Raw genomic sequence first — 25,813 nt, 5'->3', positions numbered from 1 at the left:
GGAATCATGCCGACCGCACATATGTGGGCCGTCCCAGATGATGCCGCAGAAGGCGGTCACCTAGGGTTGCGCGGACCAATGCAAGCGTTCTGCGTACGCCTTGGTTCCCATTCACAAGGCCAGGGTTCGGAACAGGGCCCGAGATCGGGGCATTTCCTCCCACGTCCCGGCTGCCGGATTGCCGATGCCGAAAGAAGGCTTCCGATGGTCTTGAACCCTTCATCGGAGCCCCTGAGCAAGACGAGGACGCTGCCATTCCGACGTTGTCGTTCCATGTGAAACAATGGGTTCACCGAGATGTACAGGTAATTGTATAGTTTTATAGAACTAGTTATACATGACAGAATAAAGTGCTGATATTCCGGCCTTAATCTGACGAGGGAACGATGTGAAAACTGCGGAAAGAGCCTTCCCTGCTGCAGCCCTAGCCATTGGACGGCTAGACGGAGCGCTCAGTCTGGCCTCAGAGACGACGCAGTCGATTTTCGCATCAGCGCTCCTGCGCGGCATAACCACGACTGCCCTGCAACATGAAGGTCACGCCTTTACTCAATCTCGGTTCTACGCGTGGTTCGCCGGGCTCACCACTCTCACGGACGAGCCTGCACATACCGCCCGTCCTCCCAAGGTCGTCTGCGAGGCGGTCTTGACCGAACTGGCGCACAGTAGCTGGGGTCCACTCGCAACGGCGGCAACCCGGTTGAAGTGCCTGCTTCTCGCGCCGCATGATCACAGCGGCGATGACGCGCACAAGGATGTTCATCTCGTGATCGAGGAGGCAAGGCGGATCGTTCGCGAGAGCACGGACAATCGGTCGCCTTTTACTGCGCTAGCCTCGCTCCGCAATGCAATCCTTGAACATCCCACCTTCGCTCCTTCGGAGACGGCGGATCCTTTCTCGTGGAGCGGTGAAGCAGGCCTTCGGCTCTCACCATTCTGGGCTGTCGATATCTTTGCGGGAGAATGTCTTTCGGCTGCAGGGTGGCTGCGTCCTTCCCTTCCGCTGACGGGCCTGATCCGCCGGGAAATATTGTGCCGGAGCGATCCGGCGTCGGCAGATACAATGCAGGCTCATGCGCTGGAAGAAGCAGCCTCTCACCTGAACAGGCAGCTGCTCGAAGCCGTGCACGCGGAAGAGACGATCCGGCGCCGTCTGGCGGATCGGCGCAGCACTTCAAGAGCCCCCGCCCTGCTTGCGATGCTTGCAGGCTTTGGCGCCATGCGTTCGAGCCAGATCGAGCGCCTTCTTGGTCTCACTCGTCTTGGCGCGCGCTCTATTCTGAGTAGCCTGGAAAGCGATGGTTTGGTGGAGCGTCGAACCTTAGCCGGCGCCCACCTCTACTCCGCTACACTCCACGCCTCGTCTCTCGGGGACTTCGTTTCTCCGTCCCTGCCGTCACTCAGCTCTGCCGCGCTGGATGCGTTCGACGTATCTTTAGCCGAGATCGACCGCCTGCTCGGGAGGTCGTCTGCCGGGACAGATGACTGAGAGTTGTCTGGAACCTGAAATAATCGCGAGAAATCGCTGAGCGTCGTTGAAAAAACATTTCCTCAGAAGCTCCGTGAGCGCCATTTCGGAGCAGGGCGGCATCTTCACCTGTCTAACGGCTCTATGCACTCCGTGGCCTTCTGAGAGCATTTTCGACGGAGCAGGCCTCTCTTGCCAGTGTATTTCGTGCTTCTGGCTCGTTCAATGCACCTTCAGAGTACAGGTCAGTGCTCGACGAGCGAGCGGATCGCGGAGAGCAACTCATCTGTCGTAGCGCCCGACTTCGGGAGGACGCGAAGCGACAGGCCGCTGCGGGCCGACCGGCTGTAACGCAACATCGGCTTCCCGTTGGCGGCTTTCAGAACAGTCTCATTTACGCTCTCGCTCTTTTTGGTCACTGTCGCCTTCAGGAGGCGTCGCGCCACTTCAGGACCGGTTAGCCGTGTCCCAAGGTCGGCGCGCTCACTACCGATCGACTGGGCCTCCAGAGCCATCAACGCAAGAGCGCCCGTGTCTCCGGTCAGCGGCTTAATGTCCCGGGCCACCCGCACAGTGATGTCATGCGTGTCGGCGAATGCTGCCACGATCTCGGGCGGCAGGCGAGCAACGTCCAGAAGGCGGCTCAGCCAGGAGCGGGAGATCTTGAGATGTTCCGCCATTTCGCTTTGCGATCCGTCATAGAATTCCTGAAGAGCGCGCATGTACTCCTTGGCACGCTCCCAATCGGAGATGTCCTTGCGGGAGCGGTTCTCGATGTCGGAGACGCGGAATGCCTCCTCGTCGGAGACATGCTGGATTGTGACCAGGTATTCGAAGTCAGGGTGATGATGGTCGCGCAGCCATTGCACGGTCCACCAGCGGCGCACCCCTGCGATGATCTCAAAGTCGTGGTCCGGGTCGTTCTGCAGCCGACGAACGATCGCAGGGATGCGCTGCTTCTTCGCTGAGAGGAACGCATCGATGAGGTCCCGGCACGTCTCTTCATTCAGGTGATCCAGGTCACGGTTGTGGAGACGCCAAGGCCGGCACCGGGCAGGGTCGACCCACTCGGTTCGATCGGTCACGACCTTGCCGGCGGCGAGCCTAGCAAGGGTCTGGCTCCGGCTTGCCATGATGCTCTGCGACGGCGCGGAGGCATCCAGCTCCTCATTTTCAAGCCCCTCGGTGAGGCTGCTTCCAAAGCCGCGATTGCCCTTGCTCATAGTCTCTGTCCTTCCTCGAAGCGCTTCTGCCCGATGCTCGTTGCCACGTGGCAACTTTCGAACCGAACCGCTTCCTCTTGCCGTCAATTCGCAACTGAACTGTGGCAAACCCTTGATTTTCTGCCCTTCTCACCACGTTGCCACGTGGCAACGCTCAGGTGAAGTCACTTGCGCGGCTCACCCAAGTGCGCAGGACATCCTGCTCGATATCGTGGCACACATCGTTCAGGAACCGCATGCAGCGATTATGCACCTCGTGGGACGTCACCGGCCTGTCCAGCTCGTACACTGTCTTCATCCGGGAACTGGCGTTGTCGATCTCAGCGCTGACCTTCAGCACCGAACCGAGCATCGAACCGCCGAACACCTGCCGCATCATGCTTAGGATTTCACGATGCATCGACTTGCTGTCATCCACTCGGCTGCCGACAAGGCGGATGAAATTGTAAGCTGGCTTGATCCGACCACCCAGCTGTTCAAGCTGCTTCATCGTGGTGCGGGCCATGTCGATGAAGGATACCGTCGAAGCGAAATCGATCACGCTCGGCGGCGCCGGAATGACCATGGCGTTCGCCGCCTGCAGCACAGCCATCGACACCATGCCAAGCGCCGGCGGCGGATCCATGATAACCACGTCGTAATCGTCGACCACAGTGTCGATGGCCTGCGCGATAAGATCGATCACGTCGAAGCTCTGGTTCTGCGCGAGGTAGCCGGCAATCTCGTACTCGAGATTGTAGAGCTTGAGATTGGCTGGGATCAGGTCGAGGCCGTGAAAATGCGTCTTGCGGATGATCGAGCGGACGCCGAGCAGTTCCGGATTATGGAAGTGTCCGTAGAGCGTGTCGTCCTCGCTCAGATCGACGTCGGGGCGATAGCCGAACATCATGGTCGAGCTGGCCTGGCTGTCGCAGTCGATGAAGAGAACGCGATAGCCGCGAATCGCGAAATGCTGGGCAAGGTGCAGCGCGAGGGTAGACTTGCCGACGCCGCCCTTGAAGTTGGAGATCGAGATTATCGCCGGCACATCGTCGGCAGCACGCCACGGCCTGGTGCCGAACACAGCACGCATGTGGTCAAGCTCTTCCAGTGTATATTGCACGCGGTGCCCCGATGCAGTTCGATCACGGGCGGGCAGCCTGCCGTCCCGCTCGGCCTCGCGAATAGCCGAAGCCGTCCGCCCGACCAGCGAGGCAGCCTTCGATATGGCGAAAGAAGGTCCGACCTTGTGCCCCGTCTCCGGATCGAGTGCACCGTCCCGAATACGTTTGAGGATCGTCAGAGCCTTGCGGTGAAGCAGGTCGAGAGTATCGTCGAGCAGCTCGTCACCGAGAGGGGCGGGACGCGCGTCAGATGCAGGATGGGTCGCCATAAGTACCAGTCTTGTGGGATTGAGCCTTATCCCTACCCAACTTGGAAGTTTCGAGCAACGATCGTCCATCAATCTTGCAAACAGGCAGATGATCTCCGTGCCGTTTAGGTTTTCTCGCCGCAAGCAGCTGCATTCGAACAAGTCAGAAAACGAAGAATCACCGATGATCTCCGTGCCGTTTCCGAGTGACAGAATGACATGTCTTACGCTTCGATAGCCCACGCAGGCACCGTTCTCCTGCCATGGCGTCCCACCGATGATCTGGGTGCATGGCGATGATCTCGGATCCGTTACGACCGATGATCTCCGTGCGAAGCGATGATAGCGGTGCGCTTGGACGATGATCTCGGAGCCATCAGGACCGATGATTTAGGAGCGCATACCTAATACAGGAATCCCTAATCAAAATCCGATTCGCAAATCGTCGACTTTGATGAAAACGGAGATTGAACAGGGGCATGTCGAAAACAGCACCGAGATCATCGGCGGTTTTGTAGGTTTGAGCGTGGCAAACGGGGCGAAACTGCCAACCGGCTTGCCAAGTGAGGCGAAACCTGTTGTCTAAGGGGTAGACGGCAGCCTCTTGAGTCGGGGCAGGACAGGGCGCGAATGAACGGTGACAGCAACAAGCCGATAGGGCATCAGTACGCCCTTGCCATGCTGGACGGCGGCGAGGAGCAGGTCCGTTCGCTTGCCCGCCACGCCGGATCGCAGGTCACAATGGACGCGTTCCTTCGTGTTCAGGACGAAGAACCGGTTCCCGCGTTTCTCCATTCTGCGCTGTGCGCCATGTCGCTGCCCACGAAGCGTCCCAAGGACGAAACACAGCCGATCCTGCGCGAAGACGGGAAGTATGCGCTGGCGATCAATCCGCGCCCGGTGCTGCAGACAGTAGATGGCAAGCCCGTGCTCAGGAGCCTCGGCGTGCCTTATGGGGCCTATCCGCGCGTCGCGCTGATCTACCTGCTCTCGCAGGCGGTCACGAAGCGATCGCGCGACGTCTATCTCGGCCGTAACTTTACCGAGTGGATGCGGCGCCTCGGGTACCAGACTGTTTCCTACGGACCGCGCGGGACTGCGAACCGCATGCGCGAGCAGGTGGACCGGCTCCTCGCCTGCGAATGGCAGATCAGGTGGGACGGGACCGAGGCGGACGACAATGCCTTTGCCGTGCGCGACGTGAAGATCTCGAACGAGTATGCCGGCTCGCTGGAGAAGAACGGCGCCTTCGCGCGCGAGATCCGCATGTCGGAGGTATTCTACAGTCACCTTATCGAACATGCCGTGCCGCTGAACGAAGTGGCGATCCGCGAGCTCAAAGGCACTCCCACGGCTCTCGACCTTTATACCTATCTTGCCTATCGCCTGCCGCGCATCAGCAGCGGCAAGGGGCAGACGATCTCGTGGGACCAGCTCGCGCGTCATCTCGGCAACGAGGCGGACAGCAAGCGGTTCCGCCAGACCGTGCGAGAGACGATGCAGCTCGTCTCGGCCGTATATCCCAATGCGAATGTGGACCTTTCCGGCCGCAAGGTCGTGCTGAACCCATCGCCTGCGCCGCTGGAACGCAAGCTGGTCGGGCCGCATTTGCGCCTGCTTGGAGCGGCTCCCGCAGAAACGGCACCGAGATCATCGGTTGCTGCGAAAGCTGGGACGCCATCCGGATCCCGCAAGCGGGAAGGGGAGGGTACGGAGCCGCTGCTGGAATTCCCGTCCGGCAGTCTCAGCTTCGGCACGCGCGAAGCTGCCTTCCGCAAAATAGGGGTCGACAGGGGGCACCCCTGGTCGGTGGACAAAATGGCCGATGCTTTCCGCGCCGGTTTCCCGGGCATCGAGCGCAAGCGCAGCGAAGCAGAGTGGCTGCGCGTCTGGGAAGCGTTCGTCGTCAGTTATGTGAAGCGTCGGAGCGAATCCGAAGGCGCCTGACCGATGATGTCCGAGCCGTTGCCATGTGGCAACGGCACAGGACGCCAACCGGATCACACCTGATGTTTGCTTACGATTTTCCAGAAATTGTGCGTTGCAGGCGTGGCCCTGCGCATGTTGAACATGAGGAGCTGGCTTGAAAAGGACAGCTCTATGTTCCGGAAGGTCAGCGTATCGACATGGATATCGCGCGAGCGAGCGGGACAGGATGGTGATGCCAAGGCCTGCCGCCGTCAATTCCACAAGGGTCCCGAAGCTGCCCGCCTCAAGCGTCACCTTGGGACGAAAGCGTAGAAGCTCACAATGGGTCATGATTATCTCGTTGAACCCTGCGCCGTCATGAAACCGAACAGCACGAGCGGCTCGTCCTTCACGTCGGTGAGGCCTATAGAATAGGACACGCTGGGCATGGAATGGTCGCGGCGCATCGCCAATACCATGCCTTCACGCTAAAGGCTGCAGCTGCTCCAGCCCCTTCGGCAATTCAAGGGGAGAGAAGGCGCGCACGATTCCGATGTCGAGCGAGCTCCGGGTGGATGGGAAAGCACGGGCGAAAACCTGCTGTCGCCTCCAACACCTTCTGGTCGCTGGGTGCACAGCGTACCAGCGACATCGCTCTTTCACAGTACCGCGACGGGGCATCGGGATATCTCGACGTAGTGACCGCGCACCGACGCGCTCGAGGCGCAGCGAGCCTACATCATCGTTCAGGCCCGGCGCATGCAGGCCGACGTGGCACTTGTGGGCGCGACCGGCGGCGGGATGCCGGAGGCTGCGGCGTTGCCTTAGGTCAGTTCAGCCGCAGTTCGCCTTGCCGCCGGTCGGCGATCGGGGGAGCGCCGACCGGCGGCAAGGTTCTCCCCATGAGGCAGCGGGCCCGCCCGGCGAGAGCGTAGACGACGTGTCGTCCTGCGCCGCGATTGTGATGATCGATGCGAAAGCCCTGATAGTGACGGCGGATCAGCCCCGCCTTCACAAGTTCGGACACGGCCCGGCTGAGGTTCGTTTTGCCCGATTTGCGGATCCGCTCCTGGACTTCGGAAGCGATCGCGGCTTCAAGCGCCTGCGGGCCCGCCTTGGCCGCTTTCGACACCATCATCTCGGCGCGGACCTTGTCGGTGAGCATGAGGCGCTTTGGATCGCGCGCGCCCATGGGGGCCAGCGCATCGCACAGCCAATCCCGCAGCAGCGTTGCTGAGCCGCCCTGCATCACAAAGGGGCCGGCGCTGCCGTCGGGGCGGGCGATCTCGGCGATCAGGCTGAGCACCATGAAGGCATAGCGGGGGCGGGTACTGGTATGCGCAACACAGTCGAGGAGTTGCGCCATGTCGCTGGCCTGGCCGCATTGCCGGATGGATGGCGTGTCAAGGAACATAGCCAGGCAAAATAGAGCACATAAACGGAATCGTGAGAATCCCTCTTTCGCGGCTTCCGTCGCTTTGTCAGCAATGACACTTTACCAGGGCCAAAGTGTCACGAGCGAACCTTCGTGCGCTTGCAAGCGGCGAGGCACGACACGTTCCCGAGAGCTGCGAATCTTAAGGGCGAACGTTCCACCAAGGGAACTGTTGTGCCATCGATCTCCCGTGCCTGGAGCTATTCCGACCAATGCTTCCGGTGATGCCGTCGACCGATAGTTCTAAGATCATCCCGTGGGTTAGAGGCACCCGGTGAAGTGTCACTCTCGTCATTTCGGGAGGAACAATCTTAGAATCGGCCTACAAAAATCGCCAGAGCGACGACGGATGGATCAATGATCGCCTTGAAGATGTTGGTTGGCGTGGCTTCATTCCCCTGAGATCGACCCGTATGTTCCTCGAGTTGATTGCGCCGAAGTAAACTAACGCAATTGGCCGGATAGGTCTGAAGGCTACAAGCCAGAACAGGCACCATCCTGCTTCATCGCAGGGCGTCCGAGATCGCTTTGCGCCCTGCGGCACTGACCAGACCGGCCAGGCCGCGGAGCGTCATGGGCGTCGAACGGTAAGAGCTATGGTTTGGGGAAGAGATGTGATGAGGCTGCTTTCGTCTGTACTGCTGTGTTCGGCCTCCCTGGCTGGCCTTTCGGCTCCCGCCTTCGCGCAGGACACGGCTCCGGCTGCGGAGGGCGAAGCATCCATCGGCAACGTCATCATCGTGCAGGCGCGGCGCCGCGACGAGGCAGTTCAGGATGTTCCCGCGGTCATCGACACCGTGACGGCAGACGATATCGGCAAGCTCAACCTGCGCGACTTCCGGGAAGTTTCGACGATCGTCCCCGGCCTCCAGCTCAGCACCGACGCGAATGGCGTCGGCGGCGGCGGCCGCCTGCGCGGCGTCAACTTCGACGTTTCGGCAAGCGGAAGCAATCCGACTGTCGAGTTCTATTTTAACGATGCCCCGATCACGGCCGGCGTGTTGCTGCAGCAGCTTTATGATATCGGCCAGATCGAGGTTCAGCGAGGTCCGCAGGGCACTCTTCGCGGGCGTGCTGCGCCTTCCGGCTCGATCACCATCGGCGCCAAAAAGCCGAACCTGTATGAGATCGGCGGCTTCACGGACCAGACCGCGAACGACATCGGCACCATTAACGTGAAGGGTGGCTTCAATCTGCCGGTGATAGAAGGCATCGCGGCGATCCGCGTCGCGGGCGTCTGGGACGAGAACGAAGCCGACCGCGTGCGCCCTGTGACGGCTTCGCGCGATCCCTTTTCCCGCACCAAAAGCGGTCGTGTTTCCGCGCTCGTCCAGCCCACCGACTGGCTGAAGCTGGAAGGCATGTACCAGAAGATGGACCGGCGCGCCTATGTCTATGACCAGGTCGCCTCGTTCAGCGAGGGAAACCCGGACGCGGCGGCCAGTCCGGTCTACATCGATACGTCGGACCGACGCTCGATCATGGAAGCCCCGCGCCCGATCCATCAGGTATACGACATCTACAACTGGCGGGCGGAAGCCTCTGCCATGGGCCAGGTGCTGATCTACCAGGGGCAGCACCATACTCAGAAGATCACCGGCGTCGAAGTGATGGACGAGGCCAACTTCTTCCCCGGGTCAGTCAATCAGGACACTTACTCGCACCCATCGGCGACATCCCATGAGATCCGCCTGCAGAACGATGCGCGCATCGCCGACATTTTCGACTACGTGGTCGGCTTCTTCGACTACAAGACAGACAACCCCACCGAACTGACTCGGCCGACGGTGCTCGGCTTCCCGACCAGTGCGAACACGGGCGCGATCTTCGGCATCGTAGAGACCGCGATCGAGCGCACCGGGACAAGTCACGAGCAGTCGTTCTTCGGCAACGTCACTGCGCATCTGGGAGAAGGCACCGAAATCTCGGGAGGCCTGCGCCACATCTCCTACAACTCGCAGAATGGCCTGTTCGTCAACGGCGTGCAAAGCAGTGCAGTGGGGCAGGACGCGAAGAAGTGGATTTACTCGGCTTCGGTCAAGCACAACTTCTCGCCCGACTTCATGGTTTATGCGAGTACCGGAAGCTCGTGGCGGCCTGGCATCAATGTCGTGGGCGATTTCAGCCGAAGGCAGTCGGAGCTGGAAGAGAGCTTCATCAATCTCCCGCCGGAGACATCGAAGTCCTACGAACTGGGCTTCAAGAGCACGTTGATGGGCGGCCGGCTAAGGCTCAACGCCACGGCTTACCACCAGAAGTTCAAGAACTACCCGTATCGGACCGGCGGCCGCGGGGTGTACTATGTCGACTACACCACGGATGTGCCGGTGGTGACCCAGTTCAACTTCGTGGGCGCCGTTCCCGTAGAGGTCAACGGCATAGAGGGCGACATCGCCTTCGACGTGATGGACGGCTGGAACATCGGGCTCGTCGCCAGCTACTCGCTCGGCAAGATCAAGGGCGGGCTCGTCCCGTGCAACGACCTGAACGGCGACGGCATCCCCGATCAGGTCACCTCTGCGCCGACGCTTGGCGACCTCCAGCAGGCGGTGGGCAGCGACAATCTCTCGGCCTGCCGGGTGACGCAGAGATCGGGCTTCCAGGCGCCTTTCAGCGCCACGCTCACGAGCGAGTACAGCTTCGCGGTCAGCGATTACATGGATGCCTACTTGCGGGGACTCTTAAATTTTTCGGGTAATTCGCGCGTGGACCCGGTGAACGTCTACGACGACGTGAGCTCGTACGGGCTTGTCAATCTCTTCACCGGCATCCGCGACGCGAAGGGCGCCTGGGAAATCTCGCTTTTCGCGAAGAACCTGTTCGACACGACCAAGACCCTGACGCGGACCGATCCGCTGTTCACCTCCTACCGCAACGTGGCCGCGGGAGGCGCGGCGACGACCTTCACCAGCACCTATACCGGGGTGACCACGACCGCCCCGCGCGAGTTCGGCATTAACGTGCGCTTTGCTTTCGGATCGCGCTGATCTGCCCAGGCAGGTGGACCATCTGCTGTCCGCCTGCCGCGCCCTCAGGAAGCGGGAACCCGTCTCATGTCAGCAAGATGGCCTCTTACCGCCCGGTGATCGCGCGAAAGTAGCGGCATTGCGCGACGATCTTTGGCTCACCGATGGAACCGAGCCGAAGACGGAAATGCGATGGCCGCCGGCTCGGGGCGGCCACATGGGCATGGAGAGGTTCGATGGATGCGATGCTGCAGCAGATGATTGACCGCGAGGCGATCCGAGCATGCCTTGCCCGCCTGGCGCGGGGCGAGGACCGGCGGAGCGCAGAGCTTATCCGACAATGCTGGTGGCCCGACGCGCGCTTTGACTATGGCGTGCACAGCGGCGACGTCGCGGCCTATCTTGCTTGGGTCGTACCCGGTGCGAGGGAAATCCGCGACACCCAGCACATGCTCGGCCAGACCCACATGGAACTATCCGGCGAAACTGCGACGGCTGAAACGCACGTCTTCTCGCATCACCGGATCGACACGGCAGAAGGTGCCCGCGACACCTGTGTCGGCGGGCGATATCTCGATCGGTTTGAAATGCGCGCCGATAGCGCGGGCACACGCGAGTGGCGCATCGCCGAACGCATTATGATGTACGACTGGTCCCAGGACTGGGGCAGGGCAGCCGACTGGTCGCAAGGCATCATGGGCTACCCTTTCAGCGGCGCACATTTCGCTGGTACAGCCATTTCGGACTTCTCGGAACATTGGTTCTCCACGGTGACGGGAGAACATGCATGAGCCCTTCGCTGGCAGGCAAGGTCGCGCTCGTCACGGGGGCCAGCCGCGGCATTGGAAAGGGGATCGCGCTGGTCCTCGCGGAGCAGGGGGCTCTCGTCTACGTCACCGGACGAACCGTGCACGAAGGGGACTACTACCTGCCCGGGACGGTAGGCGGCACGGAGGCGGAATGCGACGTGCGTGGGAAGGCCAGCGGTGGCGGAGGGATCGCAGTTGCCTGCGACCACGGCGATGATGCGGCAGTGGAAGCCCTGTTCGCCCGGATCACCGCCGAGCAAGGCCGGCTGGACATTCTCGTCAACAATGCGTTCACGCTTTCGGACGACCTGCTCGAGCCGGGGGGCTTCTGGGAAAAGCCGCTTTCGAACCTTGAGATGTGGGATGTCGGCGTAAGGTCGAACTATGTCGCCGCCTGGCACGCGGCCCGGATCATGGCACCGCAGAAGTCCGGGCTCATCGTGGCGATTTCGGGCTTCGCGGCAGTGACTTATACCTATGGTGTGATCTTCGGAACCTCCAAGTCGGCCGTCGATCGCATGGCGCGCGACATGGCCATCGAACTCGAACCTCATGGGGTCGCCTCGCTTGCGCTTTGGCAAGGGCTCACACTGACGGAGAAGGCGAAGGACAACCTTGCGAGGATGGGTGACAGGATGACGCGATCCATTACATCGATGCACGGCAGTTCGGTCGAGCATCCAGGCCGCGTCGTTGCCGCCCTGGCGGCCGACCCGCAGGTCATGAGGCGGTCGGGAGGGGAGTTCGTCACGGCCGAACTGGCGCAGGAATACGGGATCAGCGATGTGGACGGCAGCGTCATCGCCTCTGCCCGCGCCACTCGCGGCTCACCCATCTGGAAGCCGATCCGGGAGGTCGATTATCGTGGCGGCTGAGCACCCGATCGATAGCGAGGCGCGCGTGGCCGCGCTGCTCGACAAGCAGGACATCCGCGAATGCCTTGTCCGCTTCTCCCGCGGCATGGACCGCTTCGACAAGGAGATTTACCTTTCCGCTTTCTGGGGTGATGCTCAGGTAGCTGCAGGGCCCTTCGTCGGCAACGCGGCGGACTGCTGGGACTGGGCCGTGCCGATGCACGAAGCGGGGCAGATCATCACCCAGCACGCACTGCTGCAATCCACCATCGACCTTGATGGCGATGTCGCCCATTCGGAAACGTACTACCAGTTCATCGGGCGCAATCGTGACGAGACGCTTTGGATTGCGGGAGGCCGGTACGTTGACCGCCTCCAGCGGCGCGAAGGCGTCTGGAAGATCGCGCTGCGCACGAACGTGATCGAGTGGGGATGCCTGCCCGCGCCCATGCCGGTGCCCTTCGCGGACGTGCCCGGGATCGCTGCGAACGGCGTCCCCTCGCGCAGCAGGGACGATCCATCGTACCAGCGCCCGCTGATGAACCGGCGCAGGCCGACAACCCTATGATCAGTGCCGAAACTCGGGTTTGATGTTTGCCTGACAGAGCCTTGTGACGGCGATCTGAAAACCCTTCAGCTGCGCAACGCGCGTGGATAACTTCCATCGTCGGCTCCGAAAGCCATTAACGCGCCTGCCGCATGCCGCTAGAAAGCGCCGCGAAAAGGAGACCGTTCGATGAAGACCCGCGCCGCCGTAGCCTTTGAAGCGAAGAAGCCGCTCGAGATCGTCGAGGTTGATCTCGAAGGGCCCAAGGCCGGCGAAGTGCTCGTCGAGATCATGGCCACCGGCATCTGCCACACCGATGCCTACACTCTGGACGGGTTCGACAGCGAGGGATTGTTCCCCTCGATCCTGGGCCATGAGGGGGCTGGCATCGTGCGCGAAGTCGGCGCGGGCGTGACTTCGGTGGTCCCGGGCGACCATGTGATCCCGCTCTACACCCCGGAGTGCCGCCAGTGTAAGTCGTGCCTTTCCGGCAAGACGAACCTGTGCACAGCGATCCGCGCCACGCAGGGCAAGGGCCTGATGCCGGACGGCACCACCCGGTTCTCGTACAAGGGCCAGCCGATCTTCCATTACATGGGCTGCTCTACCTTCTCGAACTTCACCGTCCTGCCCGAGATCGCGGTCGCGAAGATCCGCCAGGACGCACCGTTCCAGTCCTCGTGCTACATCGGCTGCGGCGTCACCACTGGCGTCGGAGCGGTGATCAACACGGCGAACGTCCAGGTCGGCGACAACGTGGTGGTGTTCGGCCTCGGCGGCATCGGCCTCAACGTCATCCAGGGCGCGCGCCTTGCCGGTGCCAACAAGATCATCGGTGTCGACATAAATCCCGACCGGGAAGAGTGGGGCCGCCGTTTCGGCATGACCGACTTCCTCAACACCACGGGCATGAGCCGCGAGGATGTGGTCGCCAGGATCGTGCTGATGACCGATGGCGGGGCGGACTATACCTTTGATGCCACCGGCAACACCGAAGTGATGCGCACCGCGCTGGAAGCCTGCCACCGGGGGTGGGGAACCTCGATCATCATCGGCGTGGCGGAAGCGGGCAAGGAAGTCGCCACCCGGCCTTTCCAGCTCGTCACCGGTCGCAACTGGCGCGGCACCGCTTTCGGCGGCGCCAAGGGCCGCACCGACGTACCCAAGATCGTCGACATGTACATGACCGGCAAGATCGAGATCGACCCCATGATCACGCACGTCATGGGCCTCGAGGAGATCAACACGGCGTTCGATCTCATGCACGAAGGCAAGTCGATCCGCTCGGTCGTGGTCTTCTGATGGAGGTCGTCTCCACCAATCGCAGCCACGGCGGCGTTCAGGGCGTCTACCGTCACTCCAGCGCCGAAACGGGTACGGAGATGACCTTTTCCGTCTTCGTGCCGGACCATGCGCCGGGGCAGAAGCTGCCGGTACTCTGGTATCTTTCCGGGCTTACCTGCACCCATGCGAACGTCACCGAAAAGGGCGAGTATCGCGCAGCATGTGCGCAGCATGGTGTTATCTTCGTCGCACCTGACACCTCGCCGCGTGGCGAGGGCGTTCCTGACGACGAGGCCTACGACTTTGGCCAAGGTGCCGGTTTTTACGTCGATGCTGCGCAGCAGCCGTGGGCGCAGCATTTTCGGATGCGCGCCTACGTCGAGGCGGAGCTTCCCGCGATCGTAGCGGCTCGGTTTCCCGCCGACATGGAGCGGCAGGGGATCACCGGCCATTCCATGGGCGGGCATGGTGCATTGACGGTGGCGCTGCGCAATCCGGGCCGCTTCCGCTCGGTCAGCGCCTTTTCACCGATCGTCTCGCCGCTCAACTGCCCCTGGGGAGAGAAGGCGATGACAGGCTACATTGGCGAGGATCGTTCCGCCTGGCGGGAGTACGATGCCTGCGCCCTGATCGAGGATGGAGCCCGTCTCCCGGCCCTGCTCGTCGACCAGGGAAGCGCCGACGGGTTCCTGGAAAGCCAGCTCAAGACGCAGCTCCTTGTGGAAACCTGCGAAAAGGCGGGGCAATCCGCGACGATCAGGATGCAGGAGGGGTACGATCACTCCTATTACTTCATCTCGACGTTCATGCCCGAACATGTCGACTGGCACGCAACTCACCTGAAAGGCTGAGGCCCTTTCGCGCGCCAAGTTGAGGAAGTGCATGCACGCGGCATGCTTCGTTGAAGGAGGGCGCGCGCGGTCGGTTCACGGCTGCGAAAATGCCGGGCCTCGTAGCAGCCGCCGGGATCGTAGGAAAGCCGGCCGCCGAAGCGCGTTACCTTTCGCCTGCTTGCTCGGCGTAGAGCGTGAACTGGGCGTGGAGCCCGCCTGCGGAAGATTGCCCGACCCAAAGGTCGAACAATCCCGGCTCGGCGATGCGGCGGTTGCCTGCGCCCACGAACTCGAGGTCCGAGCGCGAGAGTGTGAAGCGCAACGTGCGGCTGGCTCCGGGATCGAGCGTCACCCTCTCGATCCGCTTGAGTTCGCGGATAGGCCGCGTGCGGCTCGCCACGCGGTCGCGGATGTAGAGCTGCACGACCTCGCTGCCGCTGCGTGGCCCTTCGTTGGTGATCCGCACGCTCACGTCTATGCTGCGGTCCCAGCGCAAGGCGGTGTCGGACAGCCTGAGCCGGTCCAGAACGAAGCGGGTGTAGCCAAGGCCATGCCCGAAGGGATAGCGCGCGCTGTTGTCGGTAGTCGTGTAGCGCGCCTTGTATTCGGTGCTGCCCTGGCCGAGCACCGGTCGCCCTGTGGATTTGCGGTCGTAGAAGAAGGGCTCCTGTCCGGATTCCCACGGGAAGCTGACCGGCAGCTTGCCTGAGGGATCGACCTTCCCGAACAGCACGTCGGCAATGGCATGTCCCGCTTCCGAGCCGAGGAACCATGTCGCCAGCACTGCGCTGGCATTGGCGACCCCGTCGTGCAGGGCAAGCGCACGCCCGTGGCGCAGCAGCACGACCACCGGCTTTCCCGTCGCGGCAAGCGCGTTGGCAAGCTCCTGCTGCGCAGCCGGTATCTCGATGGCGGTACGTGACTGCGCCTCGCCCGACATGTCCTGCGCCTCGCCGATGGCAAGCAGCACGACGTCGGCAGCCTTCGCCGCCTTCACGGCCGAAGCGATCCCGCCGTTTATACCGTCGTGGATGTTGCACCCCCGCACAACGGCAAGCCTGTTTTCGGCCGGCAGTGCGGCGCGGATACCGGCTGCGATATCCACGCCTTTGCCCGGATCGCCATAGAAGGCCCAGGGACCGTAGAGGTTGTCGCGGTCTTCCGCGAAAGGGCCGATCAGGGCGATCTTGGGCGCCTTGTCGGCGTCGAGCGGAAGAACGCCGTCGTTCTTCAGCAGTACGATCGAGCGCGCTGCGGCTTCGCGTGCGAGGGCCCGGTGCGCGGGCGTGGCGATGCGCGAGGCTTCGGCTTTCTCGTCGAGCGAGCGCCAGGGATTTTCGAACAAACCCATTGCGGCCTTGACGTAAAGGATGCGCCGCACCGCCACATCCACGGTCGCCATCGGCACCGCCCCGCTCTTCACCAGTTCGGGAAGGTAACGGATGTAAAGGCCGCTCTGCATAGACATGTCGACGCCTGCCAGAACCGCGAGGCGGGCGGCATCGCGGTCGTCCTCCGCAAAGCCGTGCGCCACCAGTTCCTCGTCCGCGGTGTAGTCCGAGAAGACGAAGCCGGTGAAGCCCATCTCCGTGCGCAGGATGTCGGTGAGCAGCGCGCGGTCGGCGGTGGCGGGAACGCCGTTGATCTCGTTGAAAGCGGCCATCGTCGTGAGCGCCCCAGCACCGAAGGCGGCCTCGAAGGGCGGCAGGTGGGTTTCGCGCAGGCTCTCGTCGCTGATATCGACGCTGCCATATTCGAGCCCCGCCGCGACGGCGCCGTAGGCTGCGAAATGCTTCGGACAGGCAAGCATGGAATCCTCGCGCCGCAGGTCTCGCCCCTGGAAGCCGCGGATCTTTGCCGCGACCAGCATGCCGGTAAGCGTCACGTCCTCGCCCGAGCCTTCCACCACGCGGCCCCAGCGCTGGTCGCGCGCGACATCGGCCATCGGTGCGAAGGTGAGGTGTAGCCCGGCGGCGGTGGCCTCAATTGCCATGGCGCGCGCGGTGCGTTCGGCAAGCTCCGGATCGAAGGCAGCGGCCTCACCCAGCGGAACCGGGAAGATCGTCTTGAGCCCGTGGACGACGTCGGCGGCGAACAGGAGCGGGATGCCAAGACGGCTTTCCTTCACCGCCATCTCCTGCGCGCGCCGGGCGCCGGCAACGCCGATGCCGTTGAACAGGCAGCCCACGCGCCCCTTGCGGATTTCCTGGGCAAGGCGCTTCTCGTCCTGGATGCCGACCGAAGGATTGGGCGGATTGAAAGGGCGGAAGCTGTCGGCAAGGCAGGTCATCTGACCGGCCTTTTCCTCGATCGTCATGCGCCCGATCAGGTCGTCCACGCGCGCAATGTCTTTGGCGGCCAGCGCGCGGCGCGGGACGCCCAGGCACAGCGCGCTGGCGATGATCGCGCCCAGCAGGCCACGTCGATCAAGTTCGGGGAGGTGCGGGCTTGAAGGTCTGGTCGAATGCATTCGACCGCTCAAAACGATCTGGCCCGGCATTGTTGCAGTGCAATAGGCAGAACGAGGGCAGCGCGGGACGGATTGCCGCCCTGCCGACGATCCTGTCAGCCTTGCGCGTCCCCCCGAAGGTAGCTTTGTGCAGCGTCCGCGTCCTGCACGTCGTAGGCGTGCCACGTCTGGTCCTCGTGGTCGAAGACCTGCACGAGCCCATCGGTCACCTGCGCGGCATAGAAGCTGGACGAGCCGCGATCGTACCCGCGCGCCTTTGTGCCGTCGATCTCCATGGAGATGAAGGTGTCGTCGGCGGCATCGTGGATCTCGGGGAGCATGCCGGCGAACTCGGCCTTCCGGTCGCCGTCATACCCTTTCAGCCGGTCGCCGCGTGCTTCTGCGGCAATCCGCAGGTCGCGCCCCTGCGAATGGTCGTAGAGGCCGGCGACCTTGCGCCTTGTGACGAAAGCAAAGACCGAAGCGGCGACGAGAGCGCGGGTGTGTGAAAGCATGGCCTTCCTTGCCAGCGGGACCGGCTGAAGATCAAGGCACGATTGCAGAGCCGATCATGCAGGCGCTGTTCCGCTCTCCCGCCCGGTCACGGTGTGAGCATGGCGATGAGAATATCGATCTCACCGCCAATAACGGTCGCAGCGTCGGCGCTCTTCGCTCCGCTGAACTGACGGATCTGAGACGTGGCGAAGCTGGAGAACAGGGCGGCCTCTGCCTGCGTCACGGCGCGCTTCCCACCCGCCAGCGCCCGGAGCGTCCCGGCCGAGCTGCGGCCGCGCAGATAGCGCAGCTGCAGCCCGAACTGGCTGAGCGAGGGATCGCGGGCGACTGCTACATACAACTCGTCGCTACCGCGGATGCGCACGCGGCCGATCATGTCGACCATGCCGATCATAGTGTCGCGCACTGCCTCCGGGCTGTGATCGTTTGGTGGGTTGTCGCTGCTACCCTGCAGCCGTTCGAGGTTGGCGGCGTAAAGACCCTCGAACCCGGCTTCCAGCAGGGCAACCTTGGTCGGGAACTTGTGGGACACCGTGCCGAGGGTCAGCCCGGCCCGTTCGGCGACGGCCCGGTGGGTCAGCGACGCGACCCCGCAGTCACCGATGATCTCTCTGGCCGCGATGACGATCCGGGCGGCCGTCTCATCGCGCTGGGGCAGGCGAGGCATGGCGCGCAAGGCCTCGCCGCGGGCGAAATCGCGCCAGGGCGTCGCGGGGGCGGGGCCGCGGGTCAGCCAGGCGCCCAGCGTGCGCGCCATTTCGTCGAGCGAGGCGCGGTCCACCAGGCGGCGCCAGCGGATCATGTGCAGGAAGCTCTCGTTCTCGAAGACGCGCCGCACGATCTGCGTCCCCTCGCCAAGGCCCAGGCGCTGACCGGCCTCTTGCCAGAATCCGTCCCACAGCCCGTGCCATCTTGCGGCCAGCGGCTGGAGGAGCGGGCTGCTATCGGTCAGGAGCTGGCATTCGCGCCATGCGAAGGCGAGCGAACGTTGCGCGTTGGTCCACTCGTCCGCCATCTCCGCGAACAGGCCGGGCAGCGCATCAACGCTGGGGGAAAGCCCCGCAAGCTGCGCCAGCCGATCGTCGCGCCAGGACAGCGCCCGTTCCAGAGCGAACTCCTGGCTTGCAGCAAACAATTGTTCCAGAGATCCAAAGTGATGGTAGATCGAGGATACCGGTGCATCGGCAGCGAGGCTGATGCGCCGCGCCGACATCGCGGCGCCTCCGTGCGATTCCCACTGATCGTGAACGGCTCGAATGAAGCGATCGGATGACGATTTCATGACGGTTTTATTCAAGGCAGGCGGTCCAGATGCACAACGCGAAGCAGGCCAGCCTAGCAGAGCCGTTCCGCTCAATCGAGCGCTGTGGCGCAATGTGGGTTCCGGTAGATTGACGCAAAAACTGTCACGCAAGGTACATACAGCCGTTCTAGTCGCCCCCCAGCTTCTTCATGGGGGAACCATCGTGACACTGCATACGTCCACATTCCTGCGTTCGACCGCGCTTGCCGGCGCCCTGGCGTTCGCTTTCTCCGCTGCCGGCACTGCCCACGCCGAAGACGCGGCACTGCCCGCTGACGCAGCGGCCGGTTCGGCGGCCGAGGATGCATCCGTTGCCGAAGGCGGCGACATCATCGTCACCGGCTCCATCGTCTCGTCGCAGCAGGATTCTATCGAGGCCAAGCGTGTTCTCGACAACCTTGCCGACGTAGCCGCCTCGGACGCGGTCGGCCGCTTCCCGGACCAGAACGCCGCCGCCGCGCTTTCGCGCTTGCCCGCCGTCGCCGTCCAGCGCGACCAGGGGCAGGAGCGCTACATCCAGGTGCGCGGCGCCCCGAACAGGTGGACCTCGGTAAGCATCGACGGCGTGCCCATGGCGGGCGTCGACGAAGGCGGCGATACCCGCGCGTTCCGCTTCGATGCCATTCCCGCCGTCCTGCTCTCGCAGATGGTCGTCAACAAGTCGCTCACCTCGAACCTGCAGGCCGATGCGGTCGTCGCCACGATCGACCTCAAGACCTATTCGCCGATGGAGCAGCGCGGGCTGCACGTCTCGGGCGACGTGGGCTATGGCTGGATGGACCTTGGCGGCGGCGAGCAGCGGCAGGCTTCGGGCCGCCTTTCGTGGTCGAACGACACCTTCGGCTTCGTGCTCGGCGGCTCGCACTACCGCCGCAAGCAGGTGACCGACAACCGCGAAGTGGGTGCTTACGACGCCAATGGCCCGACCGAGTTCGACGTCCGCCAGTACGAACTGGAGCGCTGGAACAACGGCCTCTTCGCCGGGGTGGAGTACCAGCCCGAAGAAGGCAAGCGCATCTATGCCAAGGCCATCTTCTCGGAATTCAACGACAACGAGCAGCGCAACCAGTACGAGTTCCGACTGGACCGCGCCACGGGCGGCACGCGCTCGCTTTCCTCGGGCAACCTGACGGGCGTGCCGCTGCGCGGCAGCTTCAACTTCGGTGAATACCGCAACCGCAACTACATCGGCACGATCGGCGGCGACTACGAAGGGGACGACGGCTTCAACGCCTACTTCAAGCTGAACTACGCGCGGACGGAAAACACCACTTACCTGCCGCTCGTCCAGGCCTCGACCAGTGGTGCGAACAATCTCGATCTCAGCTACGACAACTCCGATCCGCGCTTCCCGATCGTCAGCATCGATGGCGGGTTCGACCAGGCGAGCCTGAACAATGCGGGCGCCTACGTCCTGCTCGGGCACCAGAAGACCGTGTCGGAAAGCTACACCGCCAAGCTCGACCTTTCCAAGCAGATGGGAGACCTGACGCTGTCGGCCGGTGGTCTCTACATCGACCGCGACATCACGGGCAACGCGCTGTCGATCTCGAACATGGTCATGCTGGCCAGCGGCGCGGGCGTTGGCCAGCCCTTCGACATCAACAGCTACGTCAGCGACAGGGCCTGGGAAACCGGCTTCCCGCTCGGCGTCGACCTCAACTACGTCGACAACGTGGCGATGCGCCGCGATATCGACAGTCTCCTCGGCAGGCTGGAAACCGCGGGTCTCTACGACCCGGCAAAGAACATCCCGGCGACCGACCGCTACTTCCAGCGCGAGAAGACTCTGGCGGGCTATGTCATGGCCAAGGTGGAAAGCGGACCGCTGACCGCGGTGGGCGGCGTTCGCGTCGAGAACTACGTGCTGGACAACAGCGGCTCGGTCCTGGCGGGCGGAAGCTACACCGGTCTTTCGCGCCACACCAACAAGACCGACTTCTTCCCCAGCCTCAACATCAAGTATGCGGCCACGGACAACCTGGTGCTGCGTCTTGCCGGGCAGCGCGGCGTGTCGCGCCCGGCATACGGCGCCATCCGGGTCGGCGCGTCGATCAACGACAGCAACAGCCCGGGCACGATCGGGGGCGGTAACCCGTTCCTCAAGCCCGAGTATACCTGGGGCGCGGACGCCAGCGTCGAGCTGTACCTGCCCGGCAACGGCCTGCTGTCCATCGCCGGGTTCTATCGCTCGGTCGACAACGTGCTTTACCAAACCCAGCAGCCGGTGGGTTCGGACTTCTATGACTTCGGCGGTATCGACCGCTCGGCCTACCTGCTTTCGGGCACCTACAACGGCGACAACGGCAAGCTCTATGGCGTCGAGTTCAACGTGCTCAAGCAGTTCGACTTCCTGCCCGGCGCGCTGGACGGCTTCGGCTTCCAGGGCAACCTGACCCTGCTCGATGGCGATTTCGATACGCCCACCGAAAAGAACGTCTCGTTCCAGGGCATGTCGGACACGATCGCCAACGCGTCGCTGTTTTATGAGAAGTACGGCGTCTCGGCCCGCGTCAGCTATCAGTGGCGCTCCGACTGGCTCGACACGCTGGGCGGCATGGGCAGCGGCGAATACCGCAAGGGATACGAGAACCTCGACGTCTCGCTGCGCTATGCGCTGACCGAGAACTTCACCCTCTTCGCCGATCTCGCCAACCTGACCGACGAAACGTACATCGCCTACCAGGGCACCACCGCCACGCCGACGGAAGTCGAGCAGATCGGCGCGCGCTACCTGTTCGGCATCCGCTTCAACTACTGACCGGGAGGACCTGAAAAATGCACAAGAAGACCACCACTGCCCTGATCGCACTGACCGTGGCGCTCGCCGCGTCGCCGGCCCTGGCGCGTGAACTGGCGACGCTTACGCGTGTCGATGCGCAGACCGTCGAACTGGCCCGCGAGGATACGAGCCCCGTTTCCGTGTGGATCAGCGCCGATCCCAAGCTGGACAAGCGCGACCAGCGCTTCGCCAGCGCCAGCAAGGACGCAAAGCTTCGCCTGGCGATCCCGGCTAGCGAACGCCGCTATGTCATCCTGGAAGGGAAGGGCGGCAAGCAGACCGTCGTTGCCGAGCGCGTCGTCGCGGTGCAGCAGGGCAGCAACTTCCGCGACATCGGCGGCTATGTCACGAAGAGCGGCAAGACGGTGAAGTGGGACAAGGCGTTCCGCTCGGGCGCGATGCCGCTGCTGACGGACGCGGACTATGCGCTTCTCGGCCAGCTGGGGATCGGCAACGTCGTCGACCTGCGCAGCATCGAGGAGCGCCAGGTCGCCCCCGACATGCTGGACGACAAGACCGGCGCGCTGTTCCTTGCCAACGACTATTCGCTCAAGCCGCTGATGGCGAACTTCGGCAAGGGCGGCGGCGAGAACATGTACAAGGGCATGGAAAAGATGCTCGCGCCCCAGTATCGCGCGATGTTCAAGCGTCTCATCGCCGACGAGGGCGCCGTGCTCTACCACTGCTCGGCCGGGCAGGACCGCACCGGCATCGCCACGGGCCTGCTCTACGACGTGCTGGGCGTGGACCGCGATACCATCGTCAAGGACTATCACCTGTCCACCGCGCTGCGCCGTCCGCAGTACGAGATGCCGAAGGTCGATCCGAAAGACTATCCGGACAATCCGATCGTCCAGTACTACTTCGCGCGCAGCGCCGAACAGCGCAACCAGGCCGAACCCCTGTTCACCAAGAGCGGCGCGTCGCACCTCGTGCAGTTCTTCGCTTACATCGACAGCGAATATGGCGGCTCGGAAGGCTACCTGAAGCAGGTGCTCGGCTTCACCGACGCCGACATCGCGAAACTGCGCGACAACATGCTGGAGGGTTGATGTGTGAAGGGGGAGCTTCGCTACGAAGCTCCCCCTTGCTCGCCGTCTGTGCGTGCCGCCCGTGAAGCGCGCGCCCGCTTCCCTGATGGCTGCGACCCGGCAGGTCGCGCGGCTTCACGAGGGCGCGGGATCAGAAACGGAAGCTGATCCAACCGGCGAGGAAGTCGGAACTGCGGTAGCCCGCCTCGGTGAGCGAGGGGCCGGCCTCCAGGTGCTCGTAGCGGCCGGTGAACTGGACACGCGGGGCGATGCTCCATGCAAGCTGCAGGCGGGTGAGGTTGGCGACCTTGCGCGCGGCCACGTTCTGCGTTCCCGCGAAAGGCTGGCCGTTGGCGCGATAGACCGCGTCGCTCGCGGTATCACGCCAGGCCATCTCGTATTCGGCCGTCAGGCGCGCGTTCTTGAACGGCGTGAAGCTGATGTTGGGCGATACCGAGACGAGGTTGGATGGCGTGAGGAACAGCTGGTAGCTGAAATAGATGTTGTTGCCGAAAGGCGCATAAGCGTTGCGCAGCTTGCCGTCGCCATAGCCGCCGCCGCCGCTCGCATAGTCGAGATGCACGCCCACGCGCGGCGCGGTCTTGCTCTCGCCCAGGCGATAGGTCTGGGCGATGAAGGCCTGCCAGGCCGAGATGTCCTGATCGATATAGTGTCCCCACTGCCGGTTCACCGACCAGTCGAGGTTCACGCGTCCCACGTCCCCGCGCAGCCAGCCGCCCAGATAGTAGCGCGTGGCCGGACCGACGCGCCCGCCCCAGGCGCCGACATCGTTCTCGCGCCGCCACAGGAACGTGTCGAAGGCGAGCGTCGATTTGCTTCCGAGGATTGTCTTGGGCAGCACCATGCCCACGGTGGCGCCGGAGAACCGGCGCGCCGTATCGTGCTGGTCGTCGCCAAGGCCGCCGTTGCCGTACTCGGTCGGGCGGAAGTCGAAGGCGCCGAACCGCAGCTTCGATCCGCGGGCATAGAAGCGCCAGCCGTTCAGGGTGTAACGAATGGTGTTGTTGTCCCGCTGCGAGGTGAGGAGGTTCGGTCCATCGACGAACTCCTGCCGGCCGTAGCGCAGGCCCACATCCACGCCGCCCACTTCCGCCATGCCTTCCACGAACGCCTGCTGCACGACGAGATCGTTGCGCAGCGAAGTGGTGGGCGTGCCGATGTTCTCTCCCGCAATGCCGCCATGCGCGATCTCGCCGTAGAAGCGCAGGTGCTTGCCCACGTGCAGGTCGGCGCCGCCGACGATGCGGTTGATGTCCTGGCGCTGTGCCTCGGCCTCGCGCAGGTTCGGGTTCGTGGTGTGATTGACGCGCAGGCGCAGCTCGCCGGAAAGGGTGATGTAGACTTCGCCGTCATCGTCGAGCGGGATGTACTTCAGCCGGTCGAGCGGATCGTCGCGTTTCTCGGGATCCGCTTTCGACGTCCAGTCCTCCGCCCAGCGGGAGAGCGAGTAGCCGTCCTTCACGGCCGCATCGCCGTTCAGCGCGAGCGGGTAGGCCGGCTTCGCCTCGTCCGCGCGGGCAACCGCAGGGGTGAGGGCGGGGGCCGTCAGCACGGCGAGCGAAAGGGTGGCGGCACGCAGCCGCGAGCGGATGAGAGGCATGGGCGATCCTGTGGGCGGCGCGCGCCGGATGACGCGCGCCTGCTGATGTTGTGGGATTATTCGGCCGGAACGGCATGCGCCGCGGCAGGAGAGGCGCGCCCGTCGAGCGCCGCGGCAAGCGCTGCACGGTCGAGGCGGCCTTCCCAGCGGGAGACGACCACGGTCGCCACGGCGTTGCCGACGAAGTTGGTCAGGCTGCGGCACTCGGACATGAAGCGGTCTACGCCCAGGATCAGCGCCATGCCGGCGACCGGCACCGAAGGCACGATCGACAGCGTGGCGGCGAGCGTGATGAAGCCGGCGCCGGTCACCCCTGCCGCGCCCTTGGACGAGAGCATGGCGACACCCAGAAGCAGTAGCTGCTGGCCGAGTGTCAGGTCGACGTTGCACGCCTGCGCGATGAACAGCGCGGCCAGCGTCATGTAGATGTTGGTGCCGTCCAGGTTGAAGCTGTAGCCGGTGGGGACGACGAGGCCGACGACCGCCTTGGGGCAGCCCGCACGTTCCATCTTCTCGATCAGCGCGGGAAGCGCGCTTTCGGAGGACGAGGTGCCGAGAACCAGCAGCAGCTCGCCCTTGAGGTAGGCGATCAGCTTGAAGATGGAGAAGCCGCAGAGCCTTGCGACGGCGCCCAGGACCACCAGCACGAACAGGATCGAGGTGGCGTAGAACGTGGCCACCAGCTGGGCGAGGTTGGCGAGGCTGCCGACGCCGTACTTGCCGATGGTGAAGGCCATCGCGCCGAATGCGCCGACAGGGGCCAGCTTCATCACGATGGAGACGAGCTTGAAGATGACCACCGAGATGTCTTCAAGCAGCGAGAGCACGGGAGCGCCGCGATCGCCGATCGAGGCGAGCGAGATGCCGAACAGGATCGCCACCACCAGCACCTGCAGGATGTTGTCCTGTGCAAGCGAGGAGACCAGCGTGTCGGGGATCATGGCGTTGAGGAAGCCGAGCAGCGTCGTCTCGTGCGCCTTCTCCGAATACTGCACCACCTTGCTGGCGTCGAGCGTGGCGGGGTCGATGTTGAACCCCTCGCCGGGGCGCACGACGTTCGCCACTACCAGGCCCACGATCAGCGCGAGCGTCGAGAAGAACAGGAAGTAGGCAAAGGCCTTCGCGGCGACCCGGCCGACCGAACCGAGGTCGCGCATGCCGGCGATCCCCGTGACGATGGTCAGGAAGATGACCGGCGCGATGACCATTTTCACCAGCTTGATGAACATGTCGCCAATGGGCTTCAGCGATTCACCCGTGGTCGGATAGAAATGGCCCAGCAGCACGCCCGCGGTGATGGCGATCAGCACCTGGACGTAAAGGTGGCTGTACCAGCGGCCGGGACGGGGATGGGACTGAATATCGGTAGAAACGTGCTGCATGGTGCGACCTGTCATCCTCTTTTCCGGCAACGCCCTGGGCCATGCTCGGAT

At 63.4% G+C, this 25,813-nt stretch carries 18 protein-coding genes and 1 pseudogene; 10 read left to right on the top strand and 9 right to left on the bottom strand.

Annotation, left to right across the window (positions count from 1 at the left end):
* Positions 1 to 646: 646 nt before the first annotated feature.
* On the top strand, positions 647 to 1,489 hold the full coding sequence (locus tag GR702_RS12335) for a hypothetical protein (RefSeq protein ID WP_160986192.1): 843 nt from the start codon (positions 647 to 649) through the stop codon (positions 1,487 to 1,489).
* Positions 1,490 to 1,713: 224 nt separating this feature from the next.
* On the opposite strand, the gene GR702_RS12330 is transcribed toward GR702_RS12335, so the two are convergent.
* Both GR702_RS12330 and GR702_RS12325 read right to left on the bottom strand, forming a co-directional pair.
* Positions 1,714 to 2,691, bottom strand: a complete 978-nt coding sequence (locus GR702_RS12330) for a ParB/RepB/Spo0J family partition protein (protein ID WP_160986191.1) — start codon at positions 2,689 to 2,691, stop codon at positions 1,714 to 1,716.
* A 154-nt stretch (positions 2,692 to 2,845) separates the two neighbouring features.
* A complete protein-coding gene (locus tag GR702_RS12325) occupies positions 2,846 to 4,063 on the bottom strand; it encodes an AAA family ATPase (protein WP_160986247.1) in 1,218 nt (405 codons plus the stop codon).
* 609 nt (positions 4,064 to 4,672) lie between these two features.
* Here GR702_RS12325 and GR702_RS12320 point away from each other — a divergent pair.
* Positions 4,673 to 5,989: a replication protein RepA gene (locus GR702_RS12320; RefSeq protein WP_160986190.1), complete on the top strand. Its 1,317-nt coding sequence runs from the start codon at positions 4,673 to 4,675 to the stop codon at positions 5,987 to 5,989.
* Between the two features lie 243 nt (positions 5,990 to 6,232).
* Here GR702_RS12320 and GR702_RS22315 read toward each other — a convergent pair.
* Together GR702_RS22315 and GR702_RS12305 are read right to left on the bottom strand one after the other, a co-directional pair.
* Positions 6,233 to 6,301 (bottom strand): annotated as a pseudogene (locus GR702_RS22315) (hypothetical protein); the annotation flags it as partial.
* 478 nt (positions 6,302 to 6,779) lie between these two features.
* Positions 6,780 to 7,316, bottom strand: coding sequence for a hypothetical protein (locus tag GR702_RS12305; protein WP_160986189.1), 537 nt, complete (start codon positions 7,314 to 7,316; stop codon positions 6,780 to 6,782).
* A 686-nt stretch (positions 7,317 to 8,002) separates the two neighbouring features.
* Between GR702_RS12305 and GR702_RS12300 the strand changes: the two genes are divergently transcribed.
* The 6 genes from GR702_RS12300 to fghA all read left to right on the top strand — a co-directional run bounded on the left by GR702_RS12300 (position 8,003) and on the right by fghA (position 14,696).
* Positions 8,003 to 10,372, top strand: coding sequence for a TonB-dependent receptor (locus GR702_RS12300; RefSeq protein WP_160986188.1), 2,370 nt, complete (start codon positions 8,003 to 8,005; stop codon positions 10,370 to 10,372).
* 215 nt (positions 10,373 to 10,587) lie between these two features.
* On the top strand, positions 10,588 to 11,142 hold the full coding sequence (locus GR702_RS12295; protein WP_160986187.1) for a nuclear transport factor 2 family protein: 555 nt from the start codon (positions 10,588 to 10,590) through the stop codon (positions 11,140 to 11,142).
* The gene (locus GR702_RS12290) at positions 11,139 to 12,035 is read left to right on the top strand and encodes an SDR family NAD(P)-dependent oxidoreductase (RefSeq protein WP_160986186.1); all 897 of its coding nucleotides are present in this window, start codon (positions 11,139 to 11,141) and stop codon (positions 12,033 to 12,035) included. Before GR702_RS12295 ends, GR702_RS12290 begins: the two co-directional genes overlap by 4 nt.
* A complete protein-coding gene (locus GR702_RS12285; protein WP_337192600.1) occupies positions 12,025 to 12,582 on the top strand; it encodes a nuclear transport factor 2 family protein in 558 nt (185 codons plus the stop codon). The genes GR702_RS12290 and GR702_RS12285 overlap by 11 nt, the downstream gene beginning before the upstream one ends.
* A gap of 168 nt (positions 12,583 to 12,750) precedes the next feature.
* Entirely contained in the window at positions 12,751 to 13,863 is a 1,113-nt protein-coding gene (locus GR702_RS12280; protein ID WP_160986184.1) for an S-(hydroxymethyl)glutathione dehydrogenase/class III alcohol dehydrogenase, read from the top strand.
* Positions 13,863 to 14,696, top strand: coding sequence for an S-formylglutathione hydrolase (fghA, locus tag GR702_RS12275; RefSeq protein WP_160986183.1), 834 nt, complete (start codon positions 13,863 to 13,865; stop codon positions 14,694 to 14,696). Before GR702_RS12280 ends, fghA begins: the two co-directional genes overlap by 1 nt.
* Before the next feature lie 145 nt (positions 14,697 to 14,841).
* Here the strand turns inward: fghA and GR702_RS12270 are convergent, their stop codons facing one another.
* From GR702_RS12270 to GR702_RS12260, 3 genes are all read right to left on the bottom strand, one after another.
* Positions 14,842 to 17,148, bottom strand: a complete 2,307-nt coding sequence (locus tag GR702_RS12270; protein WP_160986182.1) for a glycoside hydrolase family 3 N-terminal domain-containing protein — start codon at positions 17,146 to 17,148, stop codon at positions 14,842 to 14,844.
* Positions 17,149 to 17,243: 95 nt separating this feature from the next.
* Entirely contained in the window at positions 17,244 to 17,642 is a 399-nt protein-coding gene (locus GR702_RS12265) for a hypothetical protein (protein WP_160986181.1), read from the bottom strand.
* An 86-nt stretch (positions 17,643 to 17,728) separates the two neighbouring features.
* Complete coding sequence (locus tag GR702_RS12260; RefSeq protein ID WP_272916671.1) at positions 17,729 to 18,925, bottom strand: TetR/AcrR family transcriptional regulator; 1,197 nt, start codon at positions 18,923 to 18,925, stop codon at positions 17,729 to 17,731.
* Positions 18,926 to 19,109: 184 nt separating this feature from the next.
* On the opposite strand from GR702_RS12260, the gene GR702_RS12255 reads away from it, so the two are divergent.
* Entirely contained in the window at positions 19,110 to 21,707 is a 2,598-nt protein-coding gene (locus tag GR702_RS12255; protein ID WP_160986180.1) for a TonB-dependent receptor, read from the top strand.
* A 17-nt stretch (positions 21,708 to 21,724) separates the two neighbouring features.
* Positions 21,725 to 22,780 (top strand): tyrosine-protein phosphatase, encoded by a 1,056-nt coding sequence (locus GR702_RS12250; protein ID WP_160986179.1) that lies wholly within the window; start codon positions 21,725 to 21,727, stop codon positions 22,778 to 22,780.
* 130 nt (positions 22,781 to 22,910) lie between these two features.
* Here the strand turns inward: GR702_RS12250 and GR702_RS12245 are convergent, their stop codons facing one another.
* Both GR702_RS12245 and GR702_RS12240 read right to left on the bottom strand, forming a co-directional pair.
* Positions 22,911 to 24,380, bottom strand: coding sequence for an alginate export family protein (locus GR702_RS12245; RefSeq protein ID WP_160986178.1), 1,470 nt, complete (start codon positions 24,378 to 24,380; stop codon positions 22,911 to 22,913).
* A gap of 56 nt (positions 24,381 to 24,436) precedes the next feature.
* Positions 24,437 to 25,762, bottom strand: a complete 1,326-nt coding sequence (locus GR702_RS12240) for a dicarboxylate/amino acid:cation symporter (protein WP_160986177.1) — start codon at positions 25,760 to 25,762, stop codon at positions 24,437 to 24,439.
* Positions 25,763 to 25,813 lie beyond the last annotated feature (51 nt).

Source organism: Novosphingobium silvae, from assembly GCF_009856825.1.
In the GTDB taxonomy this organism is placed as follows: Bacteria; Pseudomonadota; Alphaproteobacteria; order Sphingomonadales; family Sphingomonadaceae; genus Novosphingobium; species Novosphingobium silvae.
Note: the sequence above shows the minus strand (reverse complement) of the source record. Positions and strands in the feature narration are given on the sequence as shown.

Bases quoted from the DNA above. Each gene is read 5' to 3' on its own strand.
- GR702_RS12330 (WP_160986191.1), bottom strand. From the start codon at position 2,691: ATGAGCAAGGGCAATCGCGGCTTTGGAAGCAGCCTCACCGAGGGGCTT.
- GR702_RS12325 (WP_160986247.1), bottom strand. From the start codon at position 4,063: ATGGCGACCCATCCTGCATCTGACGCGCGTCCCGCCCCTCTCGGTGAC.
- GR702_RS12320 (WP_160986190.1), top strand. From the start codon at position 4,673: ATGAACGGTGACAGCAACAAGCCGATAGGGCATCAGTACGCCCTTGCC.
- GR702_RS12305 (WP_160986189.1), bottom strand. From the start codon at position 7,316: ATGGCGCAACTCCTCGACTGTGTTGCGCATACCAGTACCCGCCCCCGC.
- GR702_RS12300 (WP_160986188.1), top strand. From the start codon at position 8,003: ATGAGGCTGCTTTCGTCTGTACTGCTGTGTTCGGCCTCCCTGGCTGGC.
- GR702_RS12295 (WP_160986187.1), top strand. From the start codon at position 10,588: ATGGATGCGATGCTGCAGCAGATGATTGACCGCGAGGCGATCCGAGCA.
- GR702_RS12290 (WP_160986186.1), top strand. From the start codon at position 11,139: ATGAGCCCTTCGCTGGCAGGCAAGGTCGCGCTCGTCACGGGGGCCAGC.
- GR702_RS12280 (WP_160986184.1), top strand. From the start codon at position 12,751: ATGAAGACCCGCGCCGCCGTAGCCTTTGAAGCGAAGAAGCCGCTCGAG.
- fghA (WP_160986183.1), top strand. From the start codon at position 13,863: ATGGAGGTCGTCTCCACCAATCGCAGCCACGGCGGCGTTCAGGGCGTC.
- GR702_RS12270 (WP_160986182.1), bottom strand. From the start codon at position 17,148: ATGCATTCGACCAGACCTTCAAGCCCGCACCTCCCCGAACTTGATCGA.
- GR702_RS12265 (WP_160986181.1), bottom strand. From the start codon at position 17,642: ATGCTTTCACACACCCGCGCTCTCGTCGCCGCTTCGGTCTTTGCTTTC.
- GR702_RS12260 (WP_272916671.1), bottom strand. From the start codon at position 18,925: ATGAAATCGTCATCCGATCGCTTCATTCGAGCCGTTCACGATCAGTGG.
- GR702_RS12250 (WP_160986179.1), top strand. From the start codon at position 21,725: ATGCACAAGAAGACCACCACTGCCCTGATCGCACTGACCGTGGCGCTC.
- GR702_RS12245 (WP_160986178.1), bottom strand. From the start codon at position 24,380: ATGCCTCTCATCCGCTCGCGGCTGCGTGCCGCCACCCTTTCGCTCGCC.
- GR702_RS12240 (WP_160986177.1), bottom strand. From the start codon at position 25,762: ATGCAGCACGTTTCTACCGATATTCAGTCCCATCCCCGTCCCGGCCGC.